Here is a 24229-nt window from a genome sequence, read left to right as displayed (position 1 = left end):
TCATTCCCAATGAGATGCCATTGCACAGATATGAGACGTCATTTCATTTGCAATGAGATCCCACAGACAGCGTCGATTAGACGTCGAGGTTGGCTACGCGCAGGGCGTTGGTCTCGATAAAGTCACGACGCGGCTCAACAGCATCACCCATCAGGGTGGAGAAGAGCTGGTCAGCGCCGACGGCGTCGTCGATGGTGACGCGCAGCATGCGGCGGGCTTCCGGATCCATGGTGGTTTCCCACAGCTGGTCCGGGTTCATCTCTCCCAGCCCTTTATAGCGCTGGATGTAGATGCCGCGTTTGCCTTCGCCCATCAGCCACTCGACGGCTTCTACGAAGTTGGCAACCGGCTTGACCTTCTCGCCACGCTTGATGAAACCACCTTCCTCGATCAGGTTAGCGATCTCCTTGCCCAGCGAAACCAGCTGACGGTACTCACCGGACTGCAGGAAGTCGTAGCTGAGCGGATATTCGCGGTCGACACCGTGCTGACGTACCACGGCGTGCGGCACGTACAGGCTGCGCTCTTCGTCACGACGAACCTGGATCTGGTACTGGATACCGTGGTTGCTCTCGTTGAGCACGGCTTCCATACCCTGACACCAGGCCAGCAGATCACTCTCGCTGTTCAGCAGTGCTTCGTTCAGCTCCGGCTGATAGATCAGCTGGGTCAGCACGGCTTCCGGCGCACGACGAGACATGCGGGTGATCAGGTGAGTCACCGAGCGGTGCTGGTTGACCAAACGCTCCAGCGCCTCGCCACCGATGGCCGGGGCAGACTCGTTAACGTGCAGGGTAGCACCATCCAACGCCATGGCGGTCTGGTACTGCAGCAGCGCGTCTTCGTCTTTCAGGTACTGCTCCTGCTTGCCCTTTTTCACTTTGTAGAGCGGCGGCTGGGCGATGTAGACGTAGCCACGTTCGATGATTTCCGGCATCTGACGATAGAAGAAGGTCAGCAGCAGGGTTCGGATGTGCGCACCATCGACGTCCGCATCGGTCATGATGATGATGTTGTGATAACGCAGCTTGTCCGGGTTGTACTCGTCACGACCGATACCGCAGCCCAGTGCGGTGATCAGGGTGCCCACCTCTTGCGAGGAGATCATCTTGTCGAAACGGGCCTTCTCTACGTTCAGGATCTTGCCCTTGAGCGGCAGGATGGCTTGGTTCTTACGGTTGCGACCCTGCTTGGCGGAACCGCCAGCAGAGTCCCCTTCCACTATGTAGAGTTCGGAAAGAGCCGGGTCTTTTTCCTGACAGTCAGCCAGCTTGCCGGGCAGACCGGCGATATCCAGCGCACCTTTGCGGCGGGTCAGTTCGCGGGCTTTGCGGGCCGCTTCACGGGCACGGGCCGCATCGATGATCTTGTTGACCACGATCTTGGCATCGCCCGGATTTTCCAGCAGGAAGTCGGCCAGCTTCTCACCCATCGCCTGTTCAACGGCGGTCTTCACTTCGGAAGAGACCAGCTTGTCTTTGGTCTGGGAGGAGAACTTGGGATCCGGCACCTTGACGGAGATAACGGCAATCAGACCTTCACGCACGTCGTCGCCACTGGCGGCAGACTTGGCCTTCTTGCTGTAGTCCTCTTTATCCATATAGGAGTTCAGAGTACGGGTCAGCGCGGTACGGAAGCCAACGAGGTGAGTACCACCATCCCGCTGCGGGATGTTGTTGGTGAAGCAGTAGACCCCTTCCTGATAGGCGTCGTTCCACTGCATCGCCACTTCCACGCCGATACCATCCTGCTCGGTGGTGAAATGGAACACCTTCGGGTGGATCGGGGTCTTGTTCTGGTTCAGGTATTCAACGAATGCCTTGATGCCACCCTCGTAGCAGAAATGCGCCTCGCGGCCATCACGCTCGTCTTGCAGACGGATGGAGACACCGGAGTTGAGGAAGGAGAGCTCGCGCAGGCGCTTGGCCAGGATCTCGTAGTGGAACAGGGTATCGCTGAAAATGGCAGGGCTCGGCCAGAAGCGAACTTCGGTACCGGTGCCGGTGCTGTCGCCAATCTGCTTGAGCGGCGCCTGTGGCTCACCCAGATGATAGGTCTGCTCGTAGACGTGACCGTTACGACGAATAGTCAGCAACAGCTTGTCAGAGAGGGCGTTAACTACCGAGACACCCACGCCGTGCAGACCACCGGAAACCTTGTAGGAGTTGTCATCAAACTTACCGCCAGCGTGCAGCACGGTCATGATGACCTCTGCGGCGGAGCGGCCCTCCTCCTCGTGCATGTCTACCGGGATACCCCGGCCATTGTCACGCACAGAGACAGAACCGTCGGAATGGATCTTGACCAGAATATCGGAGCAGTAGCCAGCGAGCGCCTCGTCAATGGAGTTATCGACGACCTCGAACACCATGTGGTGCAGACCCGAGCCATCATCCGTATCGCCGATATACATCCCCGGGCGCTTGCGGACCGCATCCAGGCCCTTCAGCACCTTGATATTCGAGGAGTCGTAAGTATTTTCACTCATAGCTTACTCTCTGCCTTCTCTAACGTTTCGGAGATTTTACCCTGTTCCACGTGGAACAACTTGCAGTCATTCGCATCCATCATGTCTGCGAGCTGACCGGTGTCGATGGCGGTGATAAACACCTGGGACGCACACTGCTTCAGCCTTGCGGCCAGCAAGCGGCGCTTGTCGACATCCAGTTCAGAGGCAAAATCGTCAATTAAAAAAATACAGCCACGGCTGCTATGTTGATTCAAATAGAGCCCTTGGGCCAGTCGCATGGCGCAGACCAGCAACTTCAGCTGACCCCGGGACAAAATATCCTGAGCGGGTACCCCGTTCGCCTTGAGGCGAACATCGGCTTTCTGTGGACCGACACCGGTATAGCCCAGCGCCCGATCCCGCTCAAACCCCGCCTCCAGCAGATCGCCGAGGGGAGTGTCTTTCTCCCAGCCCCGGTAAAAGCCGAGACTGATATCGAATTCCGGCAGAAAATCCGCCGTCATCTCCTTGATCAGGGGCGTAATGGCCTGACAATAACTGGCGCGAAACTCGGCCAGCTCACCCCCCAGCCGCACCAGCTCCTGATCCCAGAACGCCAGCTGGCGGTACTGGGTGCTCTGGCGCAGCAGCGCATTGCGCTGTTTCAGCAGCCGCCGCACTCGCCCCCACAGGGCAAAGAAGGTCGGCTCCTGATGGAAGACCCCCCAATCGAGCCAGGCGCGGCGAGCCTGAGGCCCGCCCGTCAGCAGGTTGAAGCCATCGGGATGGATCAACTGCACCGGCAACAGCTCCGCCAAATCGGCCAGCCGCTGGGCCTGCGCCCCGGCAATCTTGAGCTGGGTCTCGCCACTCTTGTCTTTGGCAAGACCGATCGGTACCTGACGCCCCTCCAGTTCACACTGGGCAAACAGGGTAAACGCCCTCTCCCCCTGGCGGATGACCCGCCCGGTCAAATGAGTGCGAAAGGAGCGCCCCAGACCAAGGTAGTGAATGGCTTCCAGCACGCTGGTCTTGCCGCTGCCATTGCACCCGACCAGAATGTTGAGGCCGGGCGACAGCTTGAGACTGGCTTGCTGGATATTGCGAAAGTCGCTGAGCTGGAGTTTGACCAGGGACACGACTAGATCCGCATCGGCATCACCACGTACTGAGCATCCTGATGTTCAAAATCCTCAATAATGGCACTGCTGATGGAATCGCTCAGGCTAATCCGAATTTGGTCACATTTTAACGTATTCAGCACGTCCAGCACATAAGAGACGTTAAAGCCGATCTCCATCTCGCCAGCGGCATATTGTACGTCAAGCAGCTCTTCGGCTTCTTCCTGTTCCGGGTTGTTGGCGGTGATGCGCAGCAGGTTTTCCTGCAGATTGAGACGCACCCCACGGAATTTCTCGTTGGAGAGGATGGCGGCGCGGGCAAACGCCTGACGCAGATCCTCACGACCGGCGATCAGGGCCTTGTCGCTGTTGCGCGGAATGACGCGGCGCCAATCCGGGAAGCGGCCATCCACCAGCTTGGAGGTGAAGATGAAGCCGTCCAGCGCAGCACGCAGGTTGCTGCGGCCGATCTGCAGCCGCACCGGCTTGTCTTCTGCTTCCAGCAGACGCACCAGCTCCAGTACCCCTTTGCGCGGCAGGATAACCTGATGATCGGGCAGCGATTCCCCTACTACCTCGCGGCGGCAGGTGGCCAGACGGTGACCGTCGGTCGCCACGGTACGCAGACCGTGACCTTCGCTCTCGAACAGCATGCCGTTCAGGTAGTAACGCACGTCCTGGCTGGCCATGGAGAACTGGGTCGCATCGATCAGCTTCTTCAGCTCCAGCTGGCTGATATCGAACTCGAGCACGGATTCCCAATCCTCGATGTTCGGATACTCGGTCGCCGGCAGGGTCGAGAGGTTGAAGCGGGAGCGACCGGACCGGATGATCAGGCGCTCGCCTTCGGTATTGAGACGGATCTCGGCGCCTTCCGGCAGACCACGGCAGATATCCAGCAGCTTGCGCGCCGGTACTGTGGTGCGGCCATCTTCGCTGGCCCCATTCAGATAGACCTGACCGATCATCTCTACTTCGAGATCGGTACCGGTCAGTGACAGCAGACCGTTGCTGACATCAAGCAGCACGTTGCCGAGGATCGGCAGGGTCGGTCGGCCGCCGAGGGCGCCGGACACCAGTTGCAGAGGACGTAACAGGGCCTCACGGCTAATTTCGAGCTGCATCTGTGCTCTCCGTTGTGATTAGGAGGAAAAGATTCGGATCAGGTTGGAATATTCGCGCTGCATCTGTCCACTCGATTCCGTTATCAGGAAGAAAGGGTACGGATCAGGTTGGAATAATCCTCCTTGATGTCGTGACTCTCCTCCTTCAGCTGCTCGATCTTGCGGCAGGCATGAAGAACGGTAGTGTGGTCACGGCCACCAAAGGCATCACCTATCTCCGGCAAACTGTGGTTGGTCAGCTCCTTGGCCAGTGCCATCGCCAGCTGGCGCGGACGGGCAACGGAGCGGGAACGACGCTTGGAGAGCAGATCCGCCAGCTTGATCTTGTAGTACTCCGCCACCGTCTTCTGGATATTGTCGATGGTGACCAGCTTCTCCTGCAGTGCCAACAGGTCGCGCAGCGCTTCGCGCACGAAATCGATGTTGATGGCACGGCCGGTGAAGTTGGCGTTGGCGATCACCCGGTTGAGGGCGCCTTCCAGTTCACGGACGTTGGATCGCAGACGTTTGGCAATGAAGAAGGCCACTTCGTCCGGCAGATGGATCTGGTTCTCGTCTGCCTTGCGCATCAGGATCGCGACGCGGGTCTCCAGCTCCGGCGGTTCGATCGCCACGGTCAGGCCCCAGCCGAAGCGGGACTTGAGGCGATCCTCGACACCGTTGATCTCCTTAGGATAGCGATCCGAGGTGAGGATGATCTGCTGGTTACCTTCCAGCAAGGCATTGAAGGTATGGAAGAACTCCTCCTGGGAGCGCTCCTTGTTGGCGAAGAACTGGATGTCATCGATGAGCAGGGCATCGACGCTGCGGTAGTAACGCTTGAACTCTTCAATGGCGTTGTTTTGCAGCGCTTTCACCATGTCCTGAACAAACCGCTCGGAGTGCATATAGATGACTTTGGCATCTTTTTTACTCTCCTTGATGGCATTGCCAACGGCGTGCAGCAGGTGGGTTTTACCCAGGCCGGTGCCGCCATAGAGGAACAGCGGGTTGTAAGCACCACCCGGATTGTCCGCTACCTGACGGGCAGCCGCACGCGCCAACTGGTTGGACTTACCCTCGACGAAATTCTCGAAGGTATAGTTCACGTTGGTGTTGCTCTTGTGGTTCGGCTCGGGCTTGGCTTCAGCCTTGCTTTCCCAGCTCTTCTGCAAGTTATTCACAGGCGCGGCACCCTGTACCGGCGCTCTGGCGACAGCAACAGGATGGGGACGATTGCCTATATCAAAACGCAGGGCGGGGCCGTCGACCCCGCAGAGTTCGTTGATGATGCCGTTAACCCGGATGAGATACTTGTCTCGTACCCAGTCCAGAACAAAGCGATTCGGTGCATACAGGGTCAGAGTATTGTCACTCAACTCCGCTTGAAGCGGCCGGATCCACATGCTGAATTCTGCCGAGGGCAACTCATCTTGCAGCCGGTTAAGGCACTGCTGCCATAGCGAAGCAGTCACTCTAAACTCCTGTCGATTGATTAACTAAAGACCGGCTATTCTACGTTTTTAGCCGCCGGATCTCCAGCCATCGCCCGGTGGATCCAGCAAATAAGATCCTTGACTTTCAAGGATCCAGCGCCTTTGGATCGGATTTCATCCCCAAAGTTACCCACAGCTTGATCCACCGTCCTGATTGGTCGATCCCGTGCTTCTCTCCTGTTATTTCATATAACCAAATGTCATTTATTTTTTAAATTTTATTCCAATAACATCAGGGCCAAACCAGTTATTACAACTACAAATACAAGACATTGAGAGAGAGAAACACCATGAAAACATCCATCAAACTGATTTCCGGCGCAGCCATCCTGCTCGCCACCCTGTCCGGTCAGGCCATAGCCCAGGAGACCATCAAGGTCGGCATGTCTGGCAAATATTTCCCGTTCACCTTCGTCAAGCAGGACAAGCTGCAAGGGTTTGAAGTGGATATGTGGAACCAGATCGGCGAGCGCACCGGCTACAAGGTCGAATTCGTGACCGCCAGCTTCTCCGGCCTGTTCGGCATGCTGGAAACCGGCCGCATCGACACCATATCCAACCAGATCACCATCACCGACGAGCGCAAGGCGAAGTACGACTTCTCCCAGCCTTACGTCTATGACGGCGCCCAGATCGTGGTACGCAAGGGCAACAGCACCATTCATGGCATCAAGGATCTGGAAGGCAAGAAGGTGGCCGTGAACCTGGGGTCCAACTTTGAAGAGCTGCTGCGCAAGAATGACCCGAACAAGAAGATCGATATCCGCACCTATGACTCCGCCTTCGAGCAGGATGTTGCCCTGGGTCGCATCGATGCCTTCGTGATGGACCGCGTCTCCACCGCCCAGCTGATCAAAGAGTCCAAGCTGCCGCTGCAACAGGCTGGCGCACCGTTCGAGACTATCGAGAACGCCCTGCCCTTCCTGAAGACCCCGGAGAAACAGGCGCTGCTGAAGAAGGTCGACAAGGCCCTGACCGCCATGCGCAAGGATGGCTCCCTGCGTCAGATCTCCGAGAAATGGTTCGCTTCCGACATCACCGACAAATAAATGATGGAATTTGACCTCGAATACACGCTGGGGCTGTTTCCCATCCTGCTCAAATACCTGGGCACCACGATGGAAATGGCCCTGTGGGGATTCGTGCTGGCACTCGTACTCTCGCTGGCCCTGGCGATAGTACGGGTGTTTCGCGTCCCCGCGATTCACTGGCTGGCGATGCTCTATATCTCGTTCTTTCGGGGTACACCGCTACTCGTTCAGCTGTTCCTGCTCTACTACGGACTGCCACAACTATTCCCGATCTTCGTGGGGATGGATGCCTTTACCGCCGCCATCGTCGGTCTGACCCTGCACTTCGCCGCCTACATGGCCGAGTCGATCCGCGCAGCCATCCTCGGCATTCACAAAAGCCAGATGGAAGCGGCGCTCAGTATCGGCATGAGCCGTTATCAGGCGATGCAGCGGATCATCCTGCCGCAGGCGGCACGCATCGCCACCCCGTCGCTGATGAACTACTTCATCGACATGATCAAAAGCACCTCGCTGGCGTTCACCCTGGGAGTGGCCGAGATCATGGGCAAAGCGCAGATGGAAGCCTCCTCCTCCTTCAAGTTCTTCGAGAGCTTTATGGCGGTGGCGCTGATCTACTGGGTGGTGGTGATCTTCTTTACCCGCTTGCAGCATCTGCTGGAAATTCGTCTCAACCGTGCCTATTAAAGGAGGGCTCTCATGATCAAGCTAACCGGCCTCTCCAAGGCATATTACGGCAATCAGGTGCTCAACGGCATCGATCTGGAGGTCAAAAAGGGGGAAATTGTCGTCATCATCGGCCCCTCCGGCACCGGCAAGTCGACTCTGTTGCGCTGCCTGAACCTGCTGGAGACCCCGGATGCGGGCACCCTGGCCATCGACGATCTCAAGCTGAATCTGGCCAAGGCCAGTGAACAGCAGGCGATCGAGCTGCGCAAGCGGGCCTCCTTCGTGTTCCAGAACTACGCCCTGTTTGCCAACAAAACAGCGCTCGACAACATCGCCGAAGGGCTGATCACCGTCTGGAAGCAGCCAAAAGCGGAGGCCCGCGCCACAGCGCTCGGCATCCTCAAGGACATTGGTCTTGCCGACAAGCAGGATGCCTATCCGGCCTCCCTCTCCGGCGGCCAGCAGCAGCGGGTCGGCATTGGCCGCGCCATGGCGGCCCACTCCAAGGTAATCCTGTTTGACGAGCCTACCTCGGCCCTCGATCCCGAGTGGGTCGACGAGGTTTTGGGACTGATGAAAGAGTTGGCCCGCCAGCACCAGACCATGGTGGTGGTGACTCATGAGATTGAATTTGCTCGTGATGTTGCCGATCGGGTGATCTTCATGGAAGGAGGGCGGATCGTCGAGCAGGGCCCGCCGGATCAGATATTGGTCGATCCCAAGGATCCCCGTACCCGGGAGTTCTTGCGGAAAGTCCTTAAATAGCTCTCTCTTTGGCGGCCTGGCCGCCTTTTTTATTGAGGGATCCCTTGTTTAACCCCGGGTTGCCAGTATAATCCTGAGCCCTTGATCCTCTGGATCCTCACGCTCGGCAGTGGCCTTTTCAAGACCATGGCAGGATGAGAGGGAACGGCGGATTGACTAAAAGCCGAACTCTGTTTAGAATTCGGCCTCTTTTGCTAGTCGTCACACGCTATAGCTGGCGCGTCGGCTAAGTGTGACAATCAAAACTGTACAGAAATACGGAATCGAATCATGAAACGTACTTTTCAACCGTCCAACCTGAAGCGCAAGCGCTCTCACGGTTTCCGCGCCCGCATGGCAACTGCCAACGGTCGTAAAGTTCTGGCCGCTCGTCGTGCCAAGGGTCGTGCCCGTCTGGTAGTTTAATGCCTACCCAGCACACCTTCTCTCGGGAGTTACGTCTGTTAACTCCCGAACACTTCAAACGCGTTTTCGCCGAGCCTGTCCGGGCTGCTTCCCCGCAAATTACGCTTCTCGCCTGCCCCAATTCACTCGAACACTCTCGTCTTGGTCTCGCTGTGCCCAAAAAAGCACTCAAGCGTGCCGTCTGGCGTAACCGTGTCAAACGGGTGGTCCGGGAAAGTTTCCGCCTCAAACAACATCAGCTGCCCGCTATCGACATCGTGGTGATCGCCAAAGCCGGTGTGAAAGAGATGGATAACGAGGAACTGTTCAAGTTACTGGAAAAGCTATGGCGCACCCTGTCACGCCGTTGCAATGGGTAGCTATCAAACTGATACGCCTGTATCAGCTAATCATTAGCCCTCTGCTCGGGCCGCGCTGCCGTTTTACTCCAACTTGTTCCCAATTTGCGATAGAAGCCATCCGACTTCACGGTTTCATAAAAGGCGTTTGGTTAGCTAGCAAACGTCTATTAAAATGCCATCCCTTATCCGAGGGTGGTTATGACCCGGTTCCGCAACCAAAGCGAAGAAACTGAAGACTATGGAATCACAACGCAATCTACTCCTGATCGGTTTGCTGTTCGTGAGCTTTCTGCTCTGGCAACAGTGGGAGTCCGACAAGGCTCCGAAGCCGGCCCCGACTACCGTGGCCCAAACCGAACATTTCGTACCTGAAGCCGGTCAGACCGGTGATATTCCTCAGGTTTCCGAGCAAGCCAACGCGACTGCCGCACGCAAGCTGATCACCGTCTCCTCTGACGTGCTCAAGCTGACCCTGGATACCCAGGGTGGTGACGTCGTGTCTGCCGAACTGCTGTCTCACAAACTGGAAGAGGGCAAGGACCAACCGTTCGTGCTGCTGACCAGCAAGCCTGAGCACCTCTATATCGCCCAGAGCGGTCTGGTGGGTCGCAACGGTCCGGACAGTCAGGCCGAAGGTCGTCCTACCTATGAAGCCGCCCAGACCAGCTATCAGCTGGCCGATGGTCAGGATCAAGTCGTCGTTCCGATGACCTGGACCGACAGCAAGGGCGTGGTCTTCACCAAGGAGTTCATCCTCAAGCGTGGCGACTATGCCGTTGGCGTTGATTACAAGATCGACAACAAATCTGCCGAGCCGGTTCAGGTGCAGTTCTATGGTCAGCTGAAGCAGACCGTAGCAACGCCGAAGGATCAGGAAGGTCATGCCATGGTAGCCAGCGCTTACCGTGGTGGTGCCTTCTCCACTGAAGATACCCGCTACAAGAAGTACACCTTCGACGAGATGAAAGATGCCGACCTGAACAAGACCACCAAGGGTGGTTGGGTCGCCATGCTGCAACACTACTTCGTCTCTGCCTGGGCTCCGAATGCCGATGATGCCAACAGCTTCTACAGCCGTGTGATCCCTGGTAAAGGCCAGGCCATCATCGGTTACAAGGCGCCGCTGGTTGACGTGGCTGCCGGCCAACAGGCTGAAGTGACCAGCAAGCTGTGGGTCGGTCCCAAGCTGCAAGACCAGATGGCCAAGGTGGCTAACCACCTCGACCTGACCGTCGACTACGGCTGGCTGTGGTTCATCGCCCAACCGCTGCACTGGCTGCTGACCGTGTTCCACGGTTTCGTCCAGAACTGGGGTCTGGCCATCATCATGCTGACCCTGCTGGTACGCGGCATCATGTTCCCGCTGACCAAGGCCCAGTACACCTCCATGGCCAAGATGCGCATGCTGCAACCCAAGATTGCGGCCCTGCGCGAGCGCTTCGGCGACGACCGCCAGAAGATGTCTCAGGGCATGATGGAGCTGTACAAGAAGGAGAAGGTCAACCCGCTGGGTGGCTGCCTGCCGATCCTGGTTCAGATGCCGATCTTCATCGCCCTTTACTGGGCACTGATGGAGTCCGTTGAGCTGCGTCACGCGCCGTTTGCCTTGTGGATCACTGACCTGTCAGTGAAGGACCCCTTCTTCGTGCTGCCAATCCTCATGGGTGCCTCCATGTGGTATCTGCAGAAGATGAGCCCGACCACCGTAACCGACCCGATGCAGCAGAAAGTGATGCAGTTCATGCCGATCATCTTCACTTTCATGTTCCTATGGTTCCCGGCTGGCCTGACTCTCTACTGGCTGGTGAGCAACGTCATCTCCATCATCCAGCAGACCATCATCTATCGTCAGCTGGAGAAGAAAGGACTGCATTCACGCAGCTAATCTTCCCGTGATGACAAAAGAGGCGGCCTTCGGGCCGCCTTTTTTATTACAATGTCCCCACTACGTTTTCCTATCAGCGAACAAACGAGCCAAGCAAGATGACAACAGATACGATCGTGGCCCAGGCCACCGCGCCAGGCCGTGGTGGCGTCGGCATAGTCCGGGTCTCCGGCCCCGCCGCCGAACAGGTCGCCGGGATAGTGCTCGGCAAGCTCCCGCGGGTGCGCTACGCCGAATATCTGCCGTTCAAGGATGAGCAAGGCCAGGTACTGGATCAGGGCATAGCCCTACTGTTCAAAGCCCCCAACAGCTTCACCGGCGAGGATGTGCTGGAGCTGCAGGGCCACGGCGGCCCCGTCATCATGGACATGCTGATCCGCCGCATTCTGAAAATCGATGGCATCCGCCCTGCCCGCCCCGGCGAGTTCAGCGAGCGCGCCTTCATCAATGACAAGCTGGATCTGGCCCAGGCCGAAGCTATCGCTGACCTTATTGAAGCCTCCAGCGAACAGGCCGCCCGCAGCGCCATGCACTCCCTGCAGGGGCAGTTCTCCAGCAAAATCCAGCAACTGGTGGAGAGCCTGATCCGGCTGCGCATCTACGTGGAAGCGGCCATCGACTTCCCGGACGAGGAGATCGACTTCCTCTCCGACGGCAAGGTGGCGGGCGACCTCTACGCCATCATGTCCGAGCTGGACGACGTGCGCGGGGAAGCCAAACAGGGCGCCCTGCTGCGGGAAGGGATGAAGGTGGTGATCGCCGGTCGTCCCAACGCCGGCAAATCGAGCCTGCTAAATGCCCTGGCGGGCCGTGAGTCGGCCATCGTCACCGAGATTGCCGGTACCACCCGCGACGTGCTGCGCGAGCATATCCATCTCGATGGCATGCCGCTGCACATCATCGACACCGCCGGTCTGCGCGACACTCAGGACAAGGTGGAGCAGATCGGTATCGAGCGCGCCTGGGCCGAGATCGAACAGGCCGATCGGGTGCTGTTTATGGTGGATGGCACCACCACCGACGCGGTTGACCCGCGAGAGATCTGGCCGGAATTTGTTGATCGGTTGCCAAAAAACATCGGCCTCACCGTGATTCGCAACAAGGCCGACCTGACCGGCGAGGATCTGGCACCGAGTCAGGAGCAGGGCCACGCCGTCTACCGCATCTCCGCCAAGACCGAGCTGGGGCTGCCAGCCCTGCGTGAGCACCTGAAAGCCTGCATGGGTTTCCAGGGCAACACCGAAGGGGGCTTTATGGCCCGTCGCCGCCATCTGGATGCTCTGGAGCGCGCCGCCGAGCGCCTGCTGGTGGCCAAGGAGCAGCTGGAAGTGTTCGTGGCCGGCGAGCTGGTAGCCGAAGAGTTGCGCCTGGCGCAGGAGTCTCTCTCCGAGATCACCGGCGAATTCAGCTCCGACGATCTGCTGGGCCGCATCTTCTCCAGCTTCTGCATCGGCAAGTAACTCTCCGCTCAGCAGACAATAAAAAGCCCGGGTTCATCCCGGGCTTTTTGTCCGCAAACCTAGAGGCGACGCAGGCACCACATGAAGTAAGCGCCCCCTAACAGGGTGGAGACCAGCCCGACCGGCACCTCCTGCGGGAAGAGGATCTGCTGGCCGACCCAGTCAGCCGACACCATCAACAGGGCGCCGGAAGCGGCGGCCCCAAGCAGGTGCCAGCGTGCTCGCACCAACCCCATCAGCTTTGCCATATGTGGCGCCAGCAGACCGACGAATGAGAGCGGCCCGACCACCAGGGTGGCGCTGGCAGTGAGCACGGCCACCAGCAGCAGGATGGCAAGCTGGGCACGGTTGAGGCGAATGCCGAGTGCAGTAGCTACCGCCGCCCCCATCGGCAGCAGATCGAGCCAGCGACTCACCAGCAGGCAGGCGGCCAGCATCAAAAGCGCCAGCCCCACCAGCCCATAAGCCACCGGCAGGGTGACGTAATAGGTAGAACCGGACATCCAGGAGAGCAGTTGCTGCACCCGCAGGTCACCGTTGGCCAGCGCGATGGCCTGCAGCGGCTCAAACAACGCCGTGATGGCGATACCTGAGAGCAGGATCCGTTCCGGCTGGAAGCCGTGCTTGCGATTGACCACCACCAGCAGCAACAGGCAGCCGAAGGCACCGAGCAGGCCACCGACCAGCATCAGCGGCAGGGGCAATGCAGGCAGCAACAACGCCGTCGCTATCACCCCCATAAAGGTGCCGCCGCTCACCCCCAGCAACTCCGGGCTCGCCATAGGGTTGTTGCTGACCCGCTGCAACAGGGTGCCCGCCAGCGCCAGCAGCACGCCAGCCGCCCCCGCAGCCAGAGTGCGCGGCAGCCGCCACTCCAATTGGGCCTGCCAGCGGAGCCAGCTCGGCCAGCTCCAGCCCGTCATTCCCTGCCCAACCAGCAGGGAGGCGACCACGGCCAGCAGCAGCCCGACCAACAACAGGCCAATAAGGCGAGCCGGTGCCGGATGGCGGGCCACCAGCAGGCCGGCGTTAGCCTTCGGCGTACCCGACTTGATACCCAGGCGCGGGATCAGCCAGAGCAGCAGCGGAGCCCCCAGCAGGGCGGTCATGGCTCCGGTGGGGATCAAGACTGGCCAGAAGCGGCTCAGGCTCTGCAGCAGCAGATCGGTCGCCGCCAGCAGCAGGGCACCGAGGATCGGTGCCCACAGCAGCCGCTGGCCGAGCTGGCGGATCCCGAGCAGCCGCACCATGGCGGGCGCTGCCAGCCCGATAAAGCCGATCAGCCCCACCACGCTCACCACGCAAGCGGTGACAAACACCGCCAGCCCCAGTCCGGCAAAACGCAGATGCTGCAGGGAGACCCCCAGACTGCGGGCGCTGGCATCATCCAGCTCCAGCACCGCCAGCGGGCGCACCAGTACTGCGGCCAGCAAAGCGGCTGCCAGCAGGCGGGGCAACAGGTAACTCACCCCGCTCCAGCTGTTCTGTACTAGCGAGCCACTGCCCCACACCAGCAAACCTTTCAGCTCCTCCTGAAAGAACAGCAAGAGCCCCATGCTGATGGCCGCCAGATAGAGGTTGATCACCAGCCCGGCAAAGACGATGACCACCGGATTGAGCTGACGACGCCAGGCCAGGGCAAACACCAGTGCCATCGCGAGGCTGCCACCGGCCATGGCGATCCACTCCCGCCCCAGCAACAGCCAGGAGGGGGCAAACAGGGTCACCATCATCAACGCCAGTTGGGCACCGGAGGCCACCCCCAAGGTGGTCGGTGACGCGAGCGGGTTGCGCAGCACCTGCTGCATCAGGGTGCCTGCCAGCCCGAGCGCCGCCCCAGCCAGCAGGGTGACAACCAAGCGGGGCAGCCAGCTGAAATGCACCACCGCTTGGCTGACGTCATCCAGATTGGGGGCGAACAGGCTCTGCCACCAGAGCGCACCGGGCAGCTGGCGAGCCAGCTCCCAATACGCGAGCGAGAGGGTCAACCCCAGCAGGATCGAGACCGGCCGCAGCTGCGGCGATGTGAGCAGTCGCTTCATCGACCAGCCTCCATACGCTCGGCATCTTGCAGCAATGCATCACTGAGCAGACCGGCGAAACGGCGGGCGGCAAGTACGCCGCCAAAACTCCAGACCGCAGGCAGATGCAGCACGGGGACTTGGCGTACCAGCGGCAGATGCTGCCACAGCCCAGGCTCCTGCAGCCGTTCGCTCACCCCTACCGGGATGGGATCGACCACCACCAGCCGCGCGGTTGGCAAGGTCATAAACTGCTCGATGCTGACCACCGAGAAACCCCAGTCATTGGTCTGCTCCTGCCAGCCATTACGCAGCCCAAGCCGCGTCATCACCGCATCGAACAGGCTGTGGCGACCAAACACCCGCACATGGCGCTCATCGATAAACTGCACCACCAGCAGGGGCGGCAGATCCGCAGGCAATCCGGCCTGCATACTGGCAAGATCCCGATCCAGCCCGGCCAGCAGCCGTTCGCCCTCGGCGGTTTTGCCCACCATACGGGCGAGGGTCAGGGTCACCTCGTGCAGTCTCTGCCACAGATCGGTTTGCCCATCATAGAGGGCGATAGTGCTCACCGGTGCAATGCGGGAAAGAGTTGGCGCCAGCGGGGCCGCCAGCGGCGAGATGAGGATGCGATCGGGTTTGAGCTCCGCCAGCAGCTCACGGTTGGGCTGGGTGCGCAGGCCGATATCCACCACTCCGGCGGGTAGCCGTGGCTCGCCAACCCATGCCTGATAGGGGCCAACATCCCCCACCGCCAGCGGCGTCACCCCGAGTGCCAGCAGGGTTTCGGCTATGGTCCAATCGACGGTGGCGATACGGGGTAGCGGCGCAGAGGCGATCGGGGATGTTTCGGCCTGCGCCGCAAGTGGCAGCAGCAGGCTAATAAGGCAGGGTGCCATCTTCTTCAATAAACGGTTCAAGAGGGCCCCCCGGTCAGACGATGGCGATGGGATGAGCATGAGCCGGGTGGCGAATGACCTCCATCGGAATGCCATAGATGGCGTGCAGGGTCTCGCTGGTCATGAGCCCCTCAGGTTCGCCGTGGGTAAGCAGGCGGCCGGAGTGGAGCGCCACCAGCCGATCACAGAAGCGGGAGGCCATATTGATGTCGTGAATGACGATGATGACCCCAAGGTTCAGCTGACGGCTCAACTGCTTGACGAGCGTCAGCACCTCCACCTGATGGGCCACATCCAGCGCGGCCAGCGGCTCGTCCAGCAGGATGAAGCGGCTCTCCTGAGCCAGCAGCATCGCCAGCCAGACCCGCCCCCGCTCTCCGCCAGAGAGGGTATCCACCAGCCGATCTGCAAAGCGTTCAGTATGGGTAAGGGCGATAGCCCGATCGACCTGACGGTGATCCTCCGCCCCCATCCGGCCCAGCAGGCCACGCCAGGGGTAGCGGCCCATCTCCACCAGCTCCCGCCCGAGCAGATTCTCGGCGCTCGGCAGATGCTGGGGCAGATAGGCCACCTGACGGGCAAACTCCCGGTTGCCCCAGTCAGGCAGCGGCTTGCCATCGAACAGGATCTCGCCGTCGCTGAGGGGTTGCTGGCGTGCCAGCAGCTTGAGCAGGGTCGATTTGCCCGACCCATTGTGGCCGATGAGGCCATAGACCTGTCCCTGCTCGAAACGCAGGTCGGTGGGGTGCAGCAGCGTGCGGTCATTGACCGTGAAGCTGGCTGATTTCATCTCGAACATAAGCAATTCCTGTGCTGGCTTGCCGCCAGTCTCATCGGTGCCGGCATCAAGCCGGCACCTCGCAATCCAGATGGGCGATCGCATCGCGGCTCACCTCAGTACGGCGCGCGCCGGTCAGTTCGGTGAGCTGGCCCTGACGCATCTCCAGCAGGCGATCGGCCAGCGGGAAGTAGTGATCGTCGTGACTGATGGCAATCACCGTCTTGCCCATCTCCTTGAGGCGCGGCAACAGCACCTGATAGAAGATGCGGCGGAACTGGGGATCCTGATCCGCGGCCCACTCGTCAAACAGCATCACCTCGCGCTGCTCGGCCAGCGCCAGCAGCAGGGCGACCCGCTTGCGCTGCCCTTGGGAGAGATCGATATCGGTGATAAAGCCATCCTCGATGGTGAGCTTGCTGCCCATCTGCAACCGATCCAGCCACTCGGCCACCAGCTCATCCTTGGGTTCCGGCCCCAGCAGGTGCTGGAACAGGTGATAGTCGGTAAAGATGGCGGAGAAGAGCGCCAGATAGCCATTGCGATCGGTGATCGGCTCACCATCCAGCAGGATCCGGCCCGATACCGGCTGGTAAAGGCCGGTCAGCAGCATGGCCAGGGTCGACTTGCCGGAGCCATTGCCACCGATGATGAAGATCTGCTCCCCCTTTTCTATGACCAGATCGATGGGGCCAACGGCAAAACCGCCCTCCCCCTGGTAGTGAAAGCTCACCTGCTCCAACTCGATACGCTGCCAGGGTCGCATGGCGGGCGGCAGCGGGAAGTCCGCATCCGGCTCGGCCAGATTGAGGGCGGCGATCTTGTCGAACGCCACCTGAGCGGCAAGCAGGGTCGGCAGGGCGCCAATCCCCTGCAACAGCGGGGTGCGCAGGAACAGCAGGGTCAGGGCGAAGGTGGCGGCCACATTGGTGTTGGCCCAGCCAAGGCCGTTGGCCAGAAAGAAGACCAGACCGATGGCCCCCAGCATCATGATATTCGACCAGTTCACCGCGCTCAGGTGATAGGTGTCGGCGCGGATGATCTGCTGGCGGTAGTCACGGGCATTCTGCTCATAGAGCTGGTGGTAAACGAAGTGAGCCCGCTCGCGGTTGAGCGCCAGCTCCTTGCTGCCCGCAATGATGGCCTGATAGTTCTGATAGAGCCGATCTTCGGCCTGACGCATGTGGGAGAGATGGCGATAAACACGGTTCACCAGCAACCAGCCCACCACCATGGTGACGGTGACCCAGAGCGCAGTCACCCCGAGTAATGCAGGAGAGAGCCAGCCAAGATAGAGGGCAGAGCCCAGCGTGAGTACCAGCCCCTGCACCAGCTCAGGCAGGCGCACGAAGGCGATGGTGATCTGGCCGATATCGCTGGAGAGGGAGGCCAGCAGCGGCCCCTGACCAATCTGGCGGATGCGGGCGACATCGCTATCCAGCAGTTGCTTGAGCAGACGGCCACGCAACCGGTAGACAAAATGGTGACCGAGAGTGGTCAGGGCCAGCTGAGATCCGAGAGTGATCACCAGCAGCAACACAATCAGGCCGACCAGCTGACCGAGGATCGGCAGCGGATCACCTATAGATTCGATAAGAGACTGATTGATAAAAGCAATGACGCCAATCCCGCTGACGGCACTGAGCAGACTGAGCAGAGTAATGGTGATAAAGGGCCAACGATATTGGCGATAAACCAGAGACAAGAGTTCCATAACGGACCGGTATTCCAGAGAGATCAGAACAACTGCGGGTGAAAAGAAGGGCGGGAACCCGGTTCCCACCCGACTTCGATTACCAGCGGTAGTTGATGCTGCCCACTACGCTGCGCGGCTCGCCGTAGTAGCAGTAGTAGTCACAACTGGCCACGTAGGTTTCACCCAGCAGGTTGTTGACGTTGAGCTGGGCACGCCAGTTCTTGGCAAAGTCATACCCGATCATCGCATCCCAGACGGTATGGGCCGGCACCTCGGCAGAGCCGTAGATGGGGGTATAGTCCGCATTCACGGCGCCAATACCCACACTGGAACCGATATAACGCACACCGGTCCCCAGCTCCAGACCCGAAGCCACCCCTTGCTGCACCTTGTAGTTACCCCAGAAGGAGGCCTGGTGGCGCGGGATCAGGCTGGCACGGCGATCGCCACTGCCGGTGTCGTTAGTTTTGGCATCGGTGTAGGTATAAGCAGCGGTCAGACGCAGTGCATCGGTCACCTGCACGCTCCCTTCCAGCTCAATCCCCTGAGAGGTCACTTCACCCGCCTGGGTCTGCTGGCCGGAACCGGTAGAGACCAGCGAGTTGGTCTGGGCCAGATCGAACAGCGCCAGATTGATGTAACCGTCGAGGAAGGCTGGCGCATATTTGACGCCTGCTTCATACAATTTTCCCTCACGGGATTTATATGAAGTTTTGGTATTCGGATCGATCCCGGGCAACATCAAGAACGACTCAGAATAAGCAAGATATGGCGAGATGCCGTTGTCGGCCAGATACATCAAGCTGCCGGAAAGGGATAGCGCATGATCGTACTGCTTTTCATCTCTATCATATGTTTTGCTGATGTTATGGGTCTCGACATAGTCAAAGCGACCACCTCCTGTCAGCAACCAGCGATCGTCCCAACGGATCTGATGCTGGGCATAGATCCCCTCTTGAGCCATGGTTGTTTTCTGGTAAGTGGCAGTTGACTCATCAAATCCAGGGAAGCCGCTGTAATCCGGATTCTGGGTATCTATGGTCCCCATCCATGAGTCCGCTTCCATCCCCTTGTTGACATGACGCTGCAGATCCACCCCAAGCAGCAGGGTCTGCTCGGTGCTGTCGGTGTTCCAGTAGCCCACCATCTGATTATCCATAGTGGCACTCTTGGTATTGCCATCCCGATAGATCATGCCACGGCCACGAACCGGCATATTTTCATCGGGTGTCGCGGGCCAGGCAGCCCAAGGATAGATATAGGTCTGGCGCAGCAGCAGATCGTTATAGTTGAACCGAACCTTCTGCTTGAACTCCCAGCTCTGGTTGAGCTGGTGGGCCAACTCATAACCGGTGGAGAGCTGGGTATTGCGGTTGCGATCGTAATCCGGCTGGCTCAGGTTGGTGGAGGGATCAATCTGGCCACCTGACGTATTCAGGGTGCCATAGACCGGGAAGAAGCCGTTGGTCGGGACTCCTTCGTCGTGCAGGAAACTGGCCAGCAGGGTCAGGCTGGTACGATCCGAAAGATCGAAGGTGACGCTCGGCGCCAGATAAACCCGATCGTTGTAAGTACCGGTAAGCACCCCATCACGCTCTTTATAGAGAGCAACCATGCGGTAGCGGCTGTTGTCGGAGAGCGCATCAGAGACGTCCACCCCGACCTGACGATGATCCCGGCTGCCAAGCTGCAGATCCACCAGCCCTTGCGGCGTGGTGGTCGGTCGCTTGCTGATGGCATTGATCACCCCGCCCGGAGGCGCTACGCCGTAGAGCATTGAAGCGGGCCCCTTCAGCACTTCCAGACTCTCCAGGCCGAACGGTTCAGGCGTCCAAAGATAGTAACCAGAGCCAAACAGGATGCTTCCATCGAGATAGGAAGCAGCATCGAAGCCACGCACCTTGAACCAGTCGGTGTTGTTGTCGGAGCCATAGAGGCCGGTCAATACACCGGAACGGTAGCGAATCGCTTCATCCAGCTGCAACACGGCGTGCTGATCCAGCTCCTCGCGATTAACCACGGAGACGGCGCGAGGGGTCTCTGCCATCGGCACTTCAACCTTCATGGCCGTACCGGTCACCACCATGGTTTCGCTGGCTTTGGGCAGCTCAGCGGTGGTTTGTTCGGCCATCAGCGGCAGGGAGACGAGCAAACCGGAGAGCGAAAGCACGCCGAAGGCGCCCTTCTTGCCGGGTCCTGTAGTGTATTTTTGCGCAATCATATTAAAGTCTCGTTTATCAATGAGTTATGTTGTTTTAATTGTTATTTGTGGTCGTTTGTCACGACATCACCCTGTTCCATGGGCGAATAAAGCAGCGCAATCCTACTACAGGAGCCGTGATCGAATCGATTCAATAATTGCTAATCATTTGCATCTACATTGTTATCTGACTGCATCGTTGGCAGGATTCCGCGGGAGATGGGAGCCATCAGGAGAGCTATGAGCGGAGAAGAAAATGGAGAGGAATTTAAAGAAGCAGAAAAAAGATCGGCAGGATGGATCCGGTGGCATTATCTGACTGGATCCATTATCCCCAAGCTTTATCCATATTTATCCACACCCTTTGGCGGTAGAATCCGGCTTTCCGTTTCTTTGTCTGAAATCAGGATCCATTCCATGGCCAAACTCAATCTCGTCGTCGGCTCCATGCTGGGCGCCGCCGAATATGTCGCAGACCACGTCGCCAACCTGCTGGAACAGGCTGGCCACCAGACCCGGATCCACAACCCGGCCAAGCTGGCAGAGGTGCTGGATGATGCGGGATCCATCCTGCTGGTGGTCACTTCCACCCATGGTGCCGGGGATGTGCCCGACAACCTGCAACCCTTCGCCAAGGATCTTGCCGAGCAGCATCCGGATCTTAATTCATTGAAATATGGCGTGATCGCCCTTGGTGACAGCAGTTATGACACCTTTTGCCAGGGTGGCAAGACGCTGGATCGCCTGCTGGCCGAGTGCGGTGCCAGCCGGATCGGCGAGCGGCTCGACATCGATGTGACCCAACACGAGATCCCCGAAGATGCCGCAGAAGTGTGGATCCGCGACTGGATGACGATGATCGCCTGATCAGAGTGCGGGAGATCCTGAAAAAAAGCTTGATCTCCCCACTTATCCCCAGATCGACTATCCACCATGTTATTAACAGATTGATCCGGGGGAGTTGTTCTACAAGGTTACCCACAACGCCCAGGGGTAATGTGCATAACTACGATGTAAAGCTCTGCAAAACCTATAGTTATCCATGTATTAGATCCAGACCAACAGACCTCTGTGTATAAAAGTCCTGGTTATCCCCTCGTTCACCGGGCCAGGATCCAAGCTTTTCCACAAGCTAGGATCGTCCTTAAATTAATGATCTTTATGATCAAAAAGTGCTTATCAACAGAAAGGGCGGATCCTAATAAGAGATCCAGTAAAAGATCGATCTAAAGATCCTTAAGATCTAATTAGTGGATCCTCCCTTCATACTGAACGTTAAGTAGACGTTCCCCTCAGGACGCGAAACAGATAGAATGTTCCGCCCTTTAGCCCAGGCAAATAAAGATCTTCAGGCGTGCAGATCAAGGTGATCCCAATGCAATACCATGAACAATTTGATGTGATCGTCGTCGGTGGCGGTCATGCCGGAACCGAAGCAGCAACAGCGGCAGCCCGCATGGGCATGAACACCCTGTTGCTGACCCACAATATCGATACGCTGGGACACATGTCCTGTAATCCGGCGATCGGCGGGATCGGCAAGGGACACCTGGTCAGAGAAGTTGACGCTCTCGGCGGGATCATGGCGCGTGCCATCGATCTTGGCGGGATCCAGTTCCGCACCCTCAACTCCTCCAAGGGCCCGGCGGTGCGAGCCACTCGTGCCCAGGCGGATCGCCTGCTCTACAAGGCCGTCGTTCGCCAGATGCTGGAGAATTACCCGAACCTGAAGATCTTCCAGCAGGCCTGTGACGATCTGATCATGGACGGGGATCGTGTTGCCGGTGTGGTCACCCAGAGCGGGATCCGCATCAGCGGCAAGACTGTGGTGCTGACGGTCGGTACCTTCCTGAATGGTTTGATCCATATCGGGATGGAGAACTACAAGGGCGGCCGTGCCGGGGATCCTCCCTCGATCGCCCTGGCCCAGCGCCTGCGTGAACTGCCGCTGCGCATCGATCGTCTCAAGACTGGCACCCCGCCGCGCATCGATGCTCGCAGCGTCGATTTCTCCGTCATGCAGGAACAGCACGGCGACGATCCGCGTCCGGTCTTCTCGTTTATCGGCAATGCCAGTCAGCATCCCCGTCAGGTGCCTTGCTACGTCACCCACACCAACGAGCGTACCCACGAGGTGATCCGCAATAACCTGGATCGCAGCCCCATGTACGCCGGGGTGATCGAAGGGATCGGCCCGCGCTACTGCCCGTCGATCGAAGACAAGATCACCCGTTTCGCCGACAAGACGGCGCACCAGATCTTCGTCGAACCGGAAGGCCTGACCACCCACGAACTCTATCCGAACGGGATCTCCACCAGCCTGCCGTTTGACGTGCAGGTGCAGATCGTCCGTTCCGTGCGCGGCTTCGAGAACGCCCACATCACCCGCCCCGGCTATGCCATCGAGTACGATTTCTTCGATCCGCGGGATCTCAAGGCCAACATGGAGAGCAAGTGCATTCCAAACCTGTTCTTCGCTGGCCAGATCAACGGCACGACCGGTTACGAAGAGGCGGCGGCGCAAGGCCTGATGGCCGGCCTGAACGCGGCCCTGCGTGCCCAAGACAAGGATCCCTGGAACCCGCGTCGGGATCAGGCCTACATGGGCGTGATGATGGACGATCTCTCCACTCTGGGGACCCGCGAGCCTTACCGCATGTTCACCAGCCGCGCCGAATATCGCCTGCTGCTGCGGGAAGATAACGCTGATATCCGCCTGACCGCCATCGGTCGCGAGCTGGGTCTGGTGGATGACGAGCGCTGGAGCAAATTCAACGCCAAGATGGAACAGGTCGAGCTGGAGCGTCAGCGCATGCGTTCAACCTGGATCCACCCGCAACATCCGTCACTGGAAGCGGTCAACGCCCTGGTCAACACCCCGCTGACCCGCGAACAGAGTCTGGAAGAGCTGCTGCGTCGCCCCGAGGTGACCTATGATGCGCTGATGGCCATCGAAGGTGTCGGTCCTTCCGTGACCGATCCTGCCGCGGCCGAACAGGTTGAGATCCAGATCAAGTACGCCGGTTACATCGAGCGTCAGCACGATGAAGTGGAGAAGCAGCTGCGCAACGAAAACACCCTGCTGCCGCTGGATCTGGACTATCGCGAGGTGAACGGCCTCTCCAACGAGGTGAAAGCCAAGTTGAACGATGCCAAGCCGCAGACCATTGGTCAGGCTTCCCGCATCTCCGGTATCACCCCGGCGGCCATCTCCATCCTGCTGGTTCACCTGAAAAAACACGGCCTGCTGCGTAAAACCGCCTGAGGAATCCCATGCTGGAAAGATTGAACGGCCTGCTCAAGCAGGCCGAAATTGTTATCACCGATACCCAAAAGAGCCAACTGGTGCAGTTGGTCGAGTTGCTGCACAAGTGGAACAAGGCTTACAATCTCACCTCGGTGCGAGAGCCGGATGCCATGCTGGTCAAGCATATCCTCGATAGCCTGGTGGTAAGCCCCCACTTGCACGGTGAGCGCTTCATCGACGTGGGGACAGGTCCCGGCCTGCCGGGATTGCCGCTGGCGATCATCAATCCGGACAAGCAGTTCGTCCTGCTCGACAGTCTGGGCAAGCGGATCAACTTCATCCGTCAGGTGATCCAGGAGCTGGGTCTGACCAATGTGACGCCGGTCAAATCCCGGGTTGAAGAGTATCAACCCGAGGTGGGATTTGATGGTGTACTGAGTCGGGCATTTGCCTCGCTGGAGGACATGCTGAGCTGGTGTCACCACCTGCCGTCAGAGCAGGGCTGCTTCCTGGCACTCAAGGGACAATATCCCGAGCAGGAGCTGGCCCAGTTGCCTGCCAATATCCGTCTGGTAGCCTGTCATGAGTTGCGGGTGCCGGAGCTGGAAGGCGAACGTCATCTGCTGGAATTCAAACATATCCAGCCCGAATAGGGTCGCA

At 58.9% G+C, this 24229-nt stretch carries 20 protein-coding genes; 11 read left to right on the top strand and 9 right to left on the bottom strand.

The window, feature by feature from the left end; genetic code table 11:
• Nucleotides 1-76 precede the first annotated feature (76 nt).
• From gyrB to dnaA, 4 genes are all read right to left on the bottom strand, one after another.
• Nucleotides 77-2488: a DNA topoisomerase (ATP-hydrolyzing) subunit B gene (gene gyrB / locus AB5Y71_RS01470; protein WP_005357188.1), complete on the bottom strand. Its 2412-nt coding sequence runs from the start codon at nucleotides 2486-2488 to the stop codon at nucleotides 77-79.
• Nucleotides 2485-3588, bottom strand: a complete 1104-nt coding sequence (gene recF / locus AB5Y71_RS01465) for a DNA replication/repair protein RecF (protein WP_005339305.1) — start codon at nucleotides 3586-3588, stop codon at nucleotides 2485-2487. The genes gyrB and recF overlap by 4 nt, the downstream gene beginning before the upstream one ends.
• A gap of 2 nt (nucleotides 3589-3590) precedes the next feature.
• A complete protein-coding gene (gene dnaN / locus AB5Y71_RS01460; RefSeq protein ID WP_005339306.1) occupies nucleotides 3591-4694 on the bottom strand; it encodes a DNA polymerase III subunit beta in 1104 nt (367 codons plus the stop codon).
• Nucleotides 4695-4777: 83 nt separating this feature from the next.
• Nucleotides 4778-6148, bottom strand: coding sequence for a chromosomal replication initiator protein DnaA (gene dnaA, locus AB5Y71_RS01455; RefSeq protein WP_005339307.1), 1371 nt, complete (start codon nucleotides 6146-6148; stop codon nucleotides 4778-4780).
• A 311-nt stretch (nucleotides 6149-6459) separates the two neighbouring features.
• On the opposite strand from dnaA, the gene AB5Y71_RS01450 reads away from it, so the two are divergent.
• The 8 genes from AB5Y71_RS01450 (at nucleotide 6460) to mnmE (ending at nucleotide 12725) form a co-directional block, all read left to right on the top strand.
• The gene (locus AB5Y71_RS01450; protein WP_368170825.1) at nucleotides 6460-7218 is read left to right on the top strand and encodes an amino acid ABC transporter substrate-binding protein; all 759 of its coding nucleotides are present in this window, start codon (nucleotides 6460-6462) and stop codon (nucleotides 7216-7218) included.
• Nucleotides 7219-7887, top strand: a complete 669-nt coding sequence (locus tag AB5Y71_RS01445) for an amino acid ABC transporter permease (protein WP_013724235.1) — start codon at nucleotides 7219-7221, stop codon at nucleotides 7885-7887. It begins immediately after the preceding gene.
• Between the two features lie 12 nt (nucleotides 7888-7899).
• The gene (locus tag AB5Y71_RS01440) at nucleotides 7900-8634 is read left to right on the top strand and encodes an amino acid ABC transporter ATP-binding protein (protein WP_368170824.1); all 735 of its coding nucleotides are present in this window, start codon (nucleotides 7900-7902) and stop codon (nucleotides 8632-8634) included.
• A 270-nt stretch (nucleotides 8635-8904) separates the two neighbouring features.
• Nucleotides 8905-9039 (top strand): 50S ribosomal protein L34, encoded by a 135-nt coding sequence (gene rpmH, locus AB5Y71_RS01435; RefSeq protein ID WP_005307156.1) that lies wholly within the window; start codon nucleotides 8905-8907, stop codon nucleotides 9037-9039.
• Nucleotides 9039-9398 (top strand): ribonuclease P protein component, encoded by a 360-nt coding sequence (gene rnpA, locus AB5Y71_RS01430; protein WP_005339313.1) that lies wholly within the window; start codon nucleotides 9039-9041, stop codon nucleotides 9396-9398. The genes rpmH and rnpA overlap by 1 nt, the downstream gene beginning before the upstream one ends.
• Complete coding sequence (yidD, locus tag AB5Y71_RS01425; protein WP_075116235.1) at nucleotides 9365-9613, top strand: membrane protein insertion efficiency factor YidD; 249 nt, start codon at nucleotides 9365-9367, stop codon at nucleotides 9611-9613. The genes rnpA and yidD overlap by 34 nt, the downstream gene beginning before the upstream one ends.
• A 5-nt stretch (nucleotides 9614-9618) precedes the next feature.
• Complete coding sequence (gene yidC / locus AB5Y71_RS01420) at nucleotides 9619-11265, top strand: membrane protein insertase YidC (protein WP_019445517.1); 1647 nt, start codon at nucleotides 9619-9621, stop codon at nucleotides 11263-11265.
• A gap of 98 nt (nucleotides 11266-11363) precedes the next feature.
• Entirely contained in the window at nucleotides 11364-12725 is a 1362-nt protein-coding gene (gene mnmE, locus AB5Y71_RS01415) for a tRNA uridine-5-carboxymethylaminomethyl(34) synthesis GTPase MnmE (RefSeq protein ID WP_019445516.1), read from the top strand.
• Between the two features lie 59 nt (nucleotides 12726-12784).
• On the opposite strand, the gene fhuB is transcribed toward mnmE, so the two are convergent.
• The 5 genes from fhuB to AB5Y71_RS01390 all read right to left on the bottom strand — a co-directional run bounded on the left by fhuB (nucleotide 12785) and on the right by AB5Y71_RS01390 (nucleotide 20343).
• The gene (gene fhuB, locus AB5Y71_RS01410; protein WP_368170823.1) at nucleotides 12785-14767 is read right to left on the bottom strand and encodes a Fe(3+)-hydroxamate ABC transporter permease FhuB; all 1983 of its coding nucleotides are present in this window, start codon (nucleotides 14765-14767) and stop codon (nucleotides 12785-12787) included.
• Nucleotides 14764-15648, bottom strand: a complete 885-nt coding sequence (locus AB5Y71_RS01405) for an ABC transporter substrate-binding protein (RefSeq protein WP_368170854.1) — start codon at nucleotides 15646-15648, stop codon at nucleotides 14764-14766. The genes fhuB and AB5Y71_RS01405 overlap by 4 nt, the downstream gene beginning before the upstream one ends.
• A 34-nt stretch (nucleotides 15649-15682) precedes the next feature.
• Complete coding sequence (locus tag AB5Y71_RS01400) at nucleotides 15683-16447, bottom strand: ATP-binding cassette domain-containing protein (RefSeq protein WP_076494161.1); 765 nt, start codon at nucleotides 16445-16447, stop codon at nucleotides 15683-15685.
• A 46-nt stretch (nucleotides 16448-16493) separates the two neighbouring features.
• The gene (locus tag AB5Y71_RS01395) at nucleotides 16494-18140 is read right to left on the bottom strand and encodes a multidrug ABC transporter permease/ATP-binding protein (RefSeq protein ID WP_368170822.1); all 1647 of its coding nucleotides are present in this window, start codon (nucleotides 18138-18140) and stop codon (nucleotides 16494-16496) included.
• A 79-nt stretch (nucleotides 18141-18219) separates the two neighbouring features.
• Nucleotides 18220-20343 carry a TonB-dependent siderophore receptor gene (locus AB5Y71_RS01390; protein WP_368170821.1) on the bottom strand — a complete coding sequence of 708 codons (2124 nt, stop codon included), beginning with the start codon at nucleotides 20341-20343 and terminating at the stop codon, nucleotides 18220-18222.
• 396 nt (nucleotides 20344-20739) lie between these two features.
• Between AB5Y71_RS01390 and mioC the strand changes: the two genes are divergently transcribed.
• The 3 genes from mioC to rsmG all read left to right on the top strand — a co-directional run bounded on the left by mioC (nucleotide 20740) and on the right by rsmG (nucleotide 24222).
• On the top strand, nucleotides 20740-21189 hold the full coding sequence (gene mioC / locus AB5Y71_RS01385) for an FMN-binding protein MioC (protein WP_033138545.1): 450 nt from the start codon (nucleotides 20740-20742) through the stop codon (nucleotides 21187-21189).
• 508 nt (nucleotides 21190-21697) lie between these two features.
• Nucleotides 21698-23587: a tRNA uridine-5-carboxymethylaminomethyl(34) synthesis enzyme MnmG gene (gene mnmG, locus AB5Y71_RS01380; RefSeq protein WP_005357220.1), complete on the top strand. Its 1890-nt coding sequence runs from the start codon at nucleotides 21698-21700 to the stop codon at nucleotides 23585-23587.
• An 8-nt stretch (nucleotides 23588-23595) separates the two neighbouring features.
• Nucleotides 23596-24222: a 16S rRNA (guanine(527)-N(7))-methyltransferase RsmG gene (rsmG, locus tag AB5Y71_RS01375; protein ID WP_123174231.1), complete on the top strand. Its 627-nt coding sequence runs from the start codon at nucleotides 23596-23598 to the stop codon at nucleotides 24220-24222.
• The last annotated feature ends 7 nt before the right edge of the window (nucleotides 24223-24229 follow it).

Source organism: Aeromonas sp. R9-2 (assembly GCF_040908025.1).
Lineage (GTDB): Bacteria > Pseudomonadota > Gammaproteobacteria > Enterobacterales > Aeromonadaceae > Aeromonas > Aeromonas veronii.
This window is presented reverse-complemented; position numbering and strand designations above follow the sequence as displayed.

Excerpts from the sequence above, each read along its gene's own strand:
- gyrB (WP_005357188.1), bottom strand. The coding sequence starts at position 2,488 with ATGAGTGAAAATACTTACGACTCCTCGAATATCAAGGTGCTGAAGGGC.
- dnaN (WP_005339306.1), bottom strand. The coding sequence starts at position 4,694 with ATGCAGCTCGAAATTAGCCGTGAGGCCCTGTTACGTCCTCTGCAACTG.
- AB5Y71_RS01450 (WP_368170825.1), top strand. The coding sequence starts at position 6,460 with ATGAAAACATCCATCAAACTGATTTCCGGCGCAGCCATCCTGCTCGCC.
- AB5Y71_RS01445 (WP_013724235.1), top strand. The coding sequence starts at position 7,219 with ATGATGGAATTTGACCTCGAATACACGCTGGGGCTGTTTCCCATCCTG.
- AB5Y71_RS01440 (WP_368170824.1), top strand. The coding sequence starts at position 7,900 with ATGATCAAGCTAACCGGCCTCTCCAAGGCATATTACGGCAATCAGGTG.
- rpmH (WP_005307156.1), top strand. The coding sequence starts at position 8,905 with ATGAAACGTACTTTTCAACCGTCCAACCTGAAGCGCAAGCGCTCTCAC.
- rnpA (WP_005339313.1), top strand. The coding sequence starts at position 9,039 with ATGCCTACCCAGCACACCTTCTCTCGGGAGTTACGTCTGTTAACTCCC.
- yidD (WP_075116235.1), top strand. The coding sequence starts at position 9,365 with ATGGCGCACCCTGTCACGCCGTTGCAATGGGTAGCTATCAAACTGATA.
- yidC (WP_019445517.1), top strand. The coding sequence starts at position 9,619 with ATGGAATCACAACGCAATCTACTCCTGATCGGTTTGCTGTTCGTGAGC.
- mnmE (WP_019445516.1), top strand. The coding sequence starts at position 11,364 with ATGACAACAGATACGATCGTGGCCCAGGCCACCGCGCCAGGCCGTGGT.
- fhuB (WP_368170823.1), bottom strand. The coding sequence starts at position 14,767 with ATGAAGCGACTGCTCACATCGCCGCAGCTGCGGCCGGTCTCGATCCTG.
- AB5Y71_RS01405 (WP_368170854.1), bottom strand. The coding sequence starts at position 15,648 with ATGGCACCCTGCCTTATTAGCCTGCTGCTGCCACTTGCGGCGCAGGCC.
- AB5Y71_RS01400 (WP_076494161.1), bottom strand. The coding sequence starts at position 16,447 with ATGTTCGAGATGAAATCAGCCAGCTTCACGGTCAATGACCGCACGCTG.
- AB5Y71_RS01395 (WP_368170822.1), bottom strand. The coding sequence starts at position 18,140 with ATGGAACTCTTGTCTCTGGTTTATCGCCAATATCGTTGGCCCTTTATC.
- AB5Y71_RS01390 (WP_368170821.1), bottom strand. The coding sequence starts at position 20,343 with ATGATTGCGCAAAAATACACTACAGGACCCGGCAAGAAGGGCGCCTTC.
- mioC (WP_033138545.1), top strand. The coding sequence starts at position 20,740 with ATGGCCAAACTCAATCTCGTCGTCGGCTCCATGCTGGGCGCCGCCGAA.
- mnmG (WP_005357220.1), top strand. The coding sequence starts at position 21,698 with ATGCAATACCATGAACAATTTGATGTGATCGTCGTCGGTGGCGGTCAT.
- rsmG (WP_123174231.1), top strand. The coding sequence starts at position 23,596 with ATGCTGGAAAGATTGAACGGCCTGCTCAAGCAGGCCGAAATTGTTATC.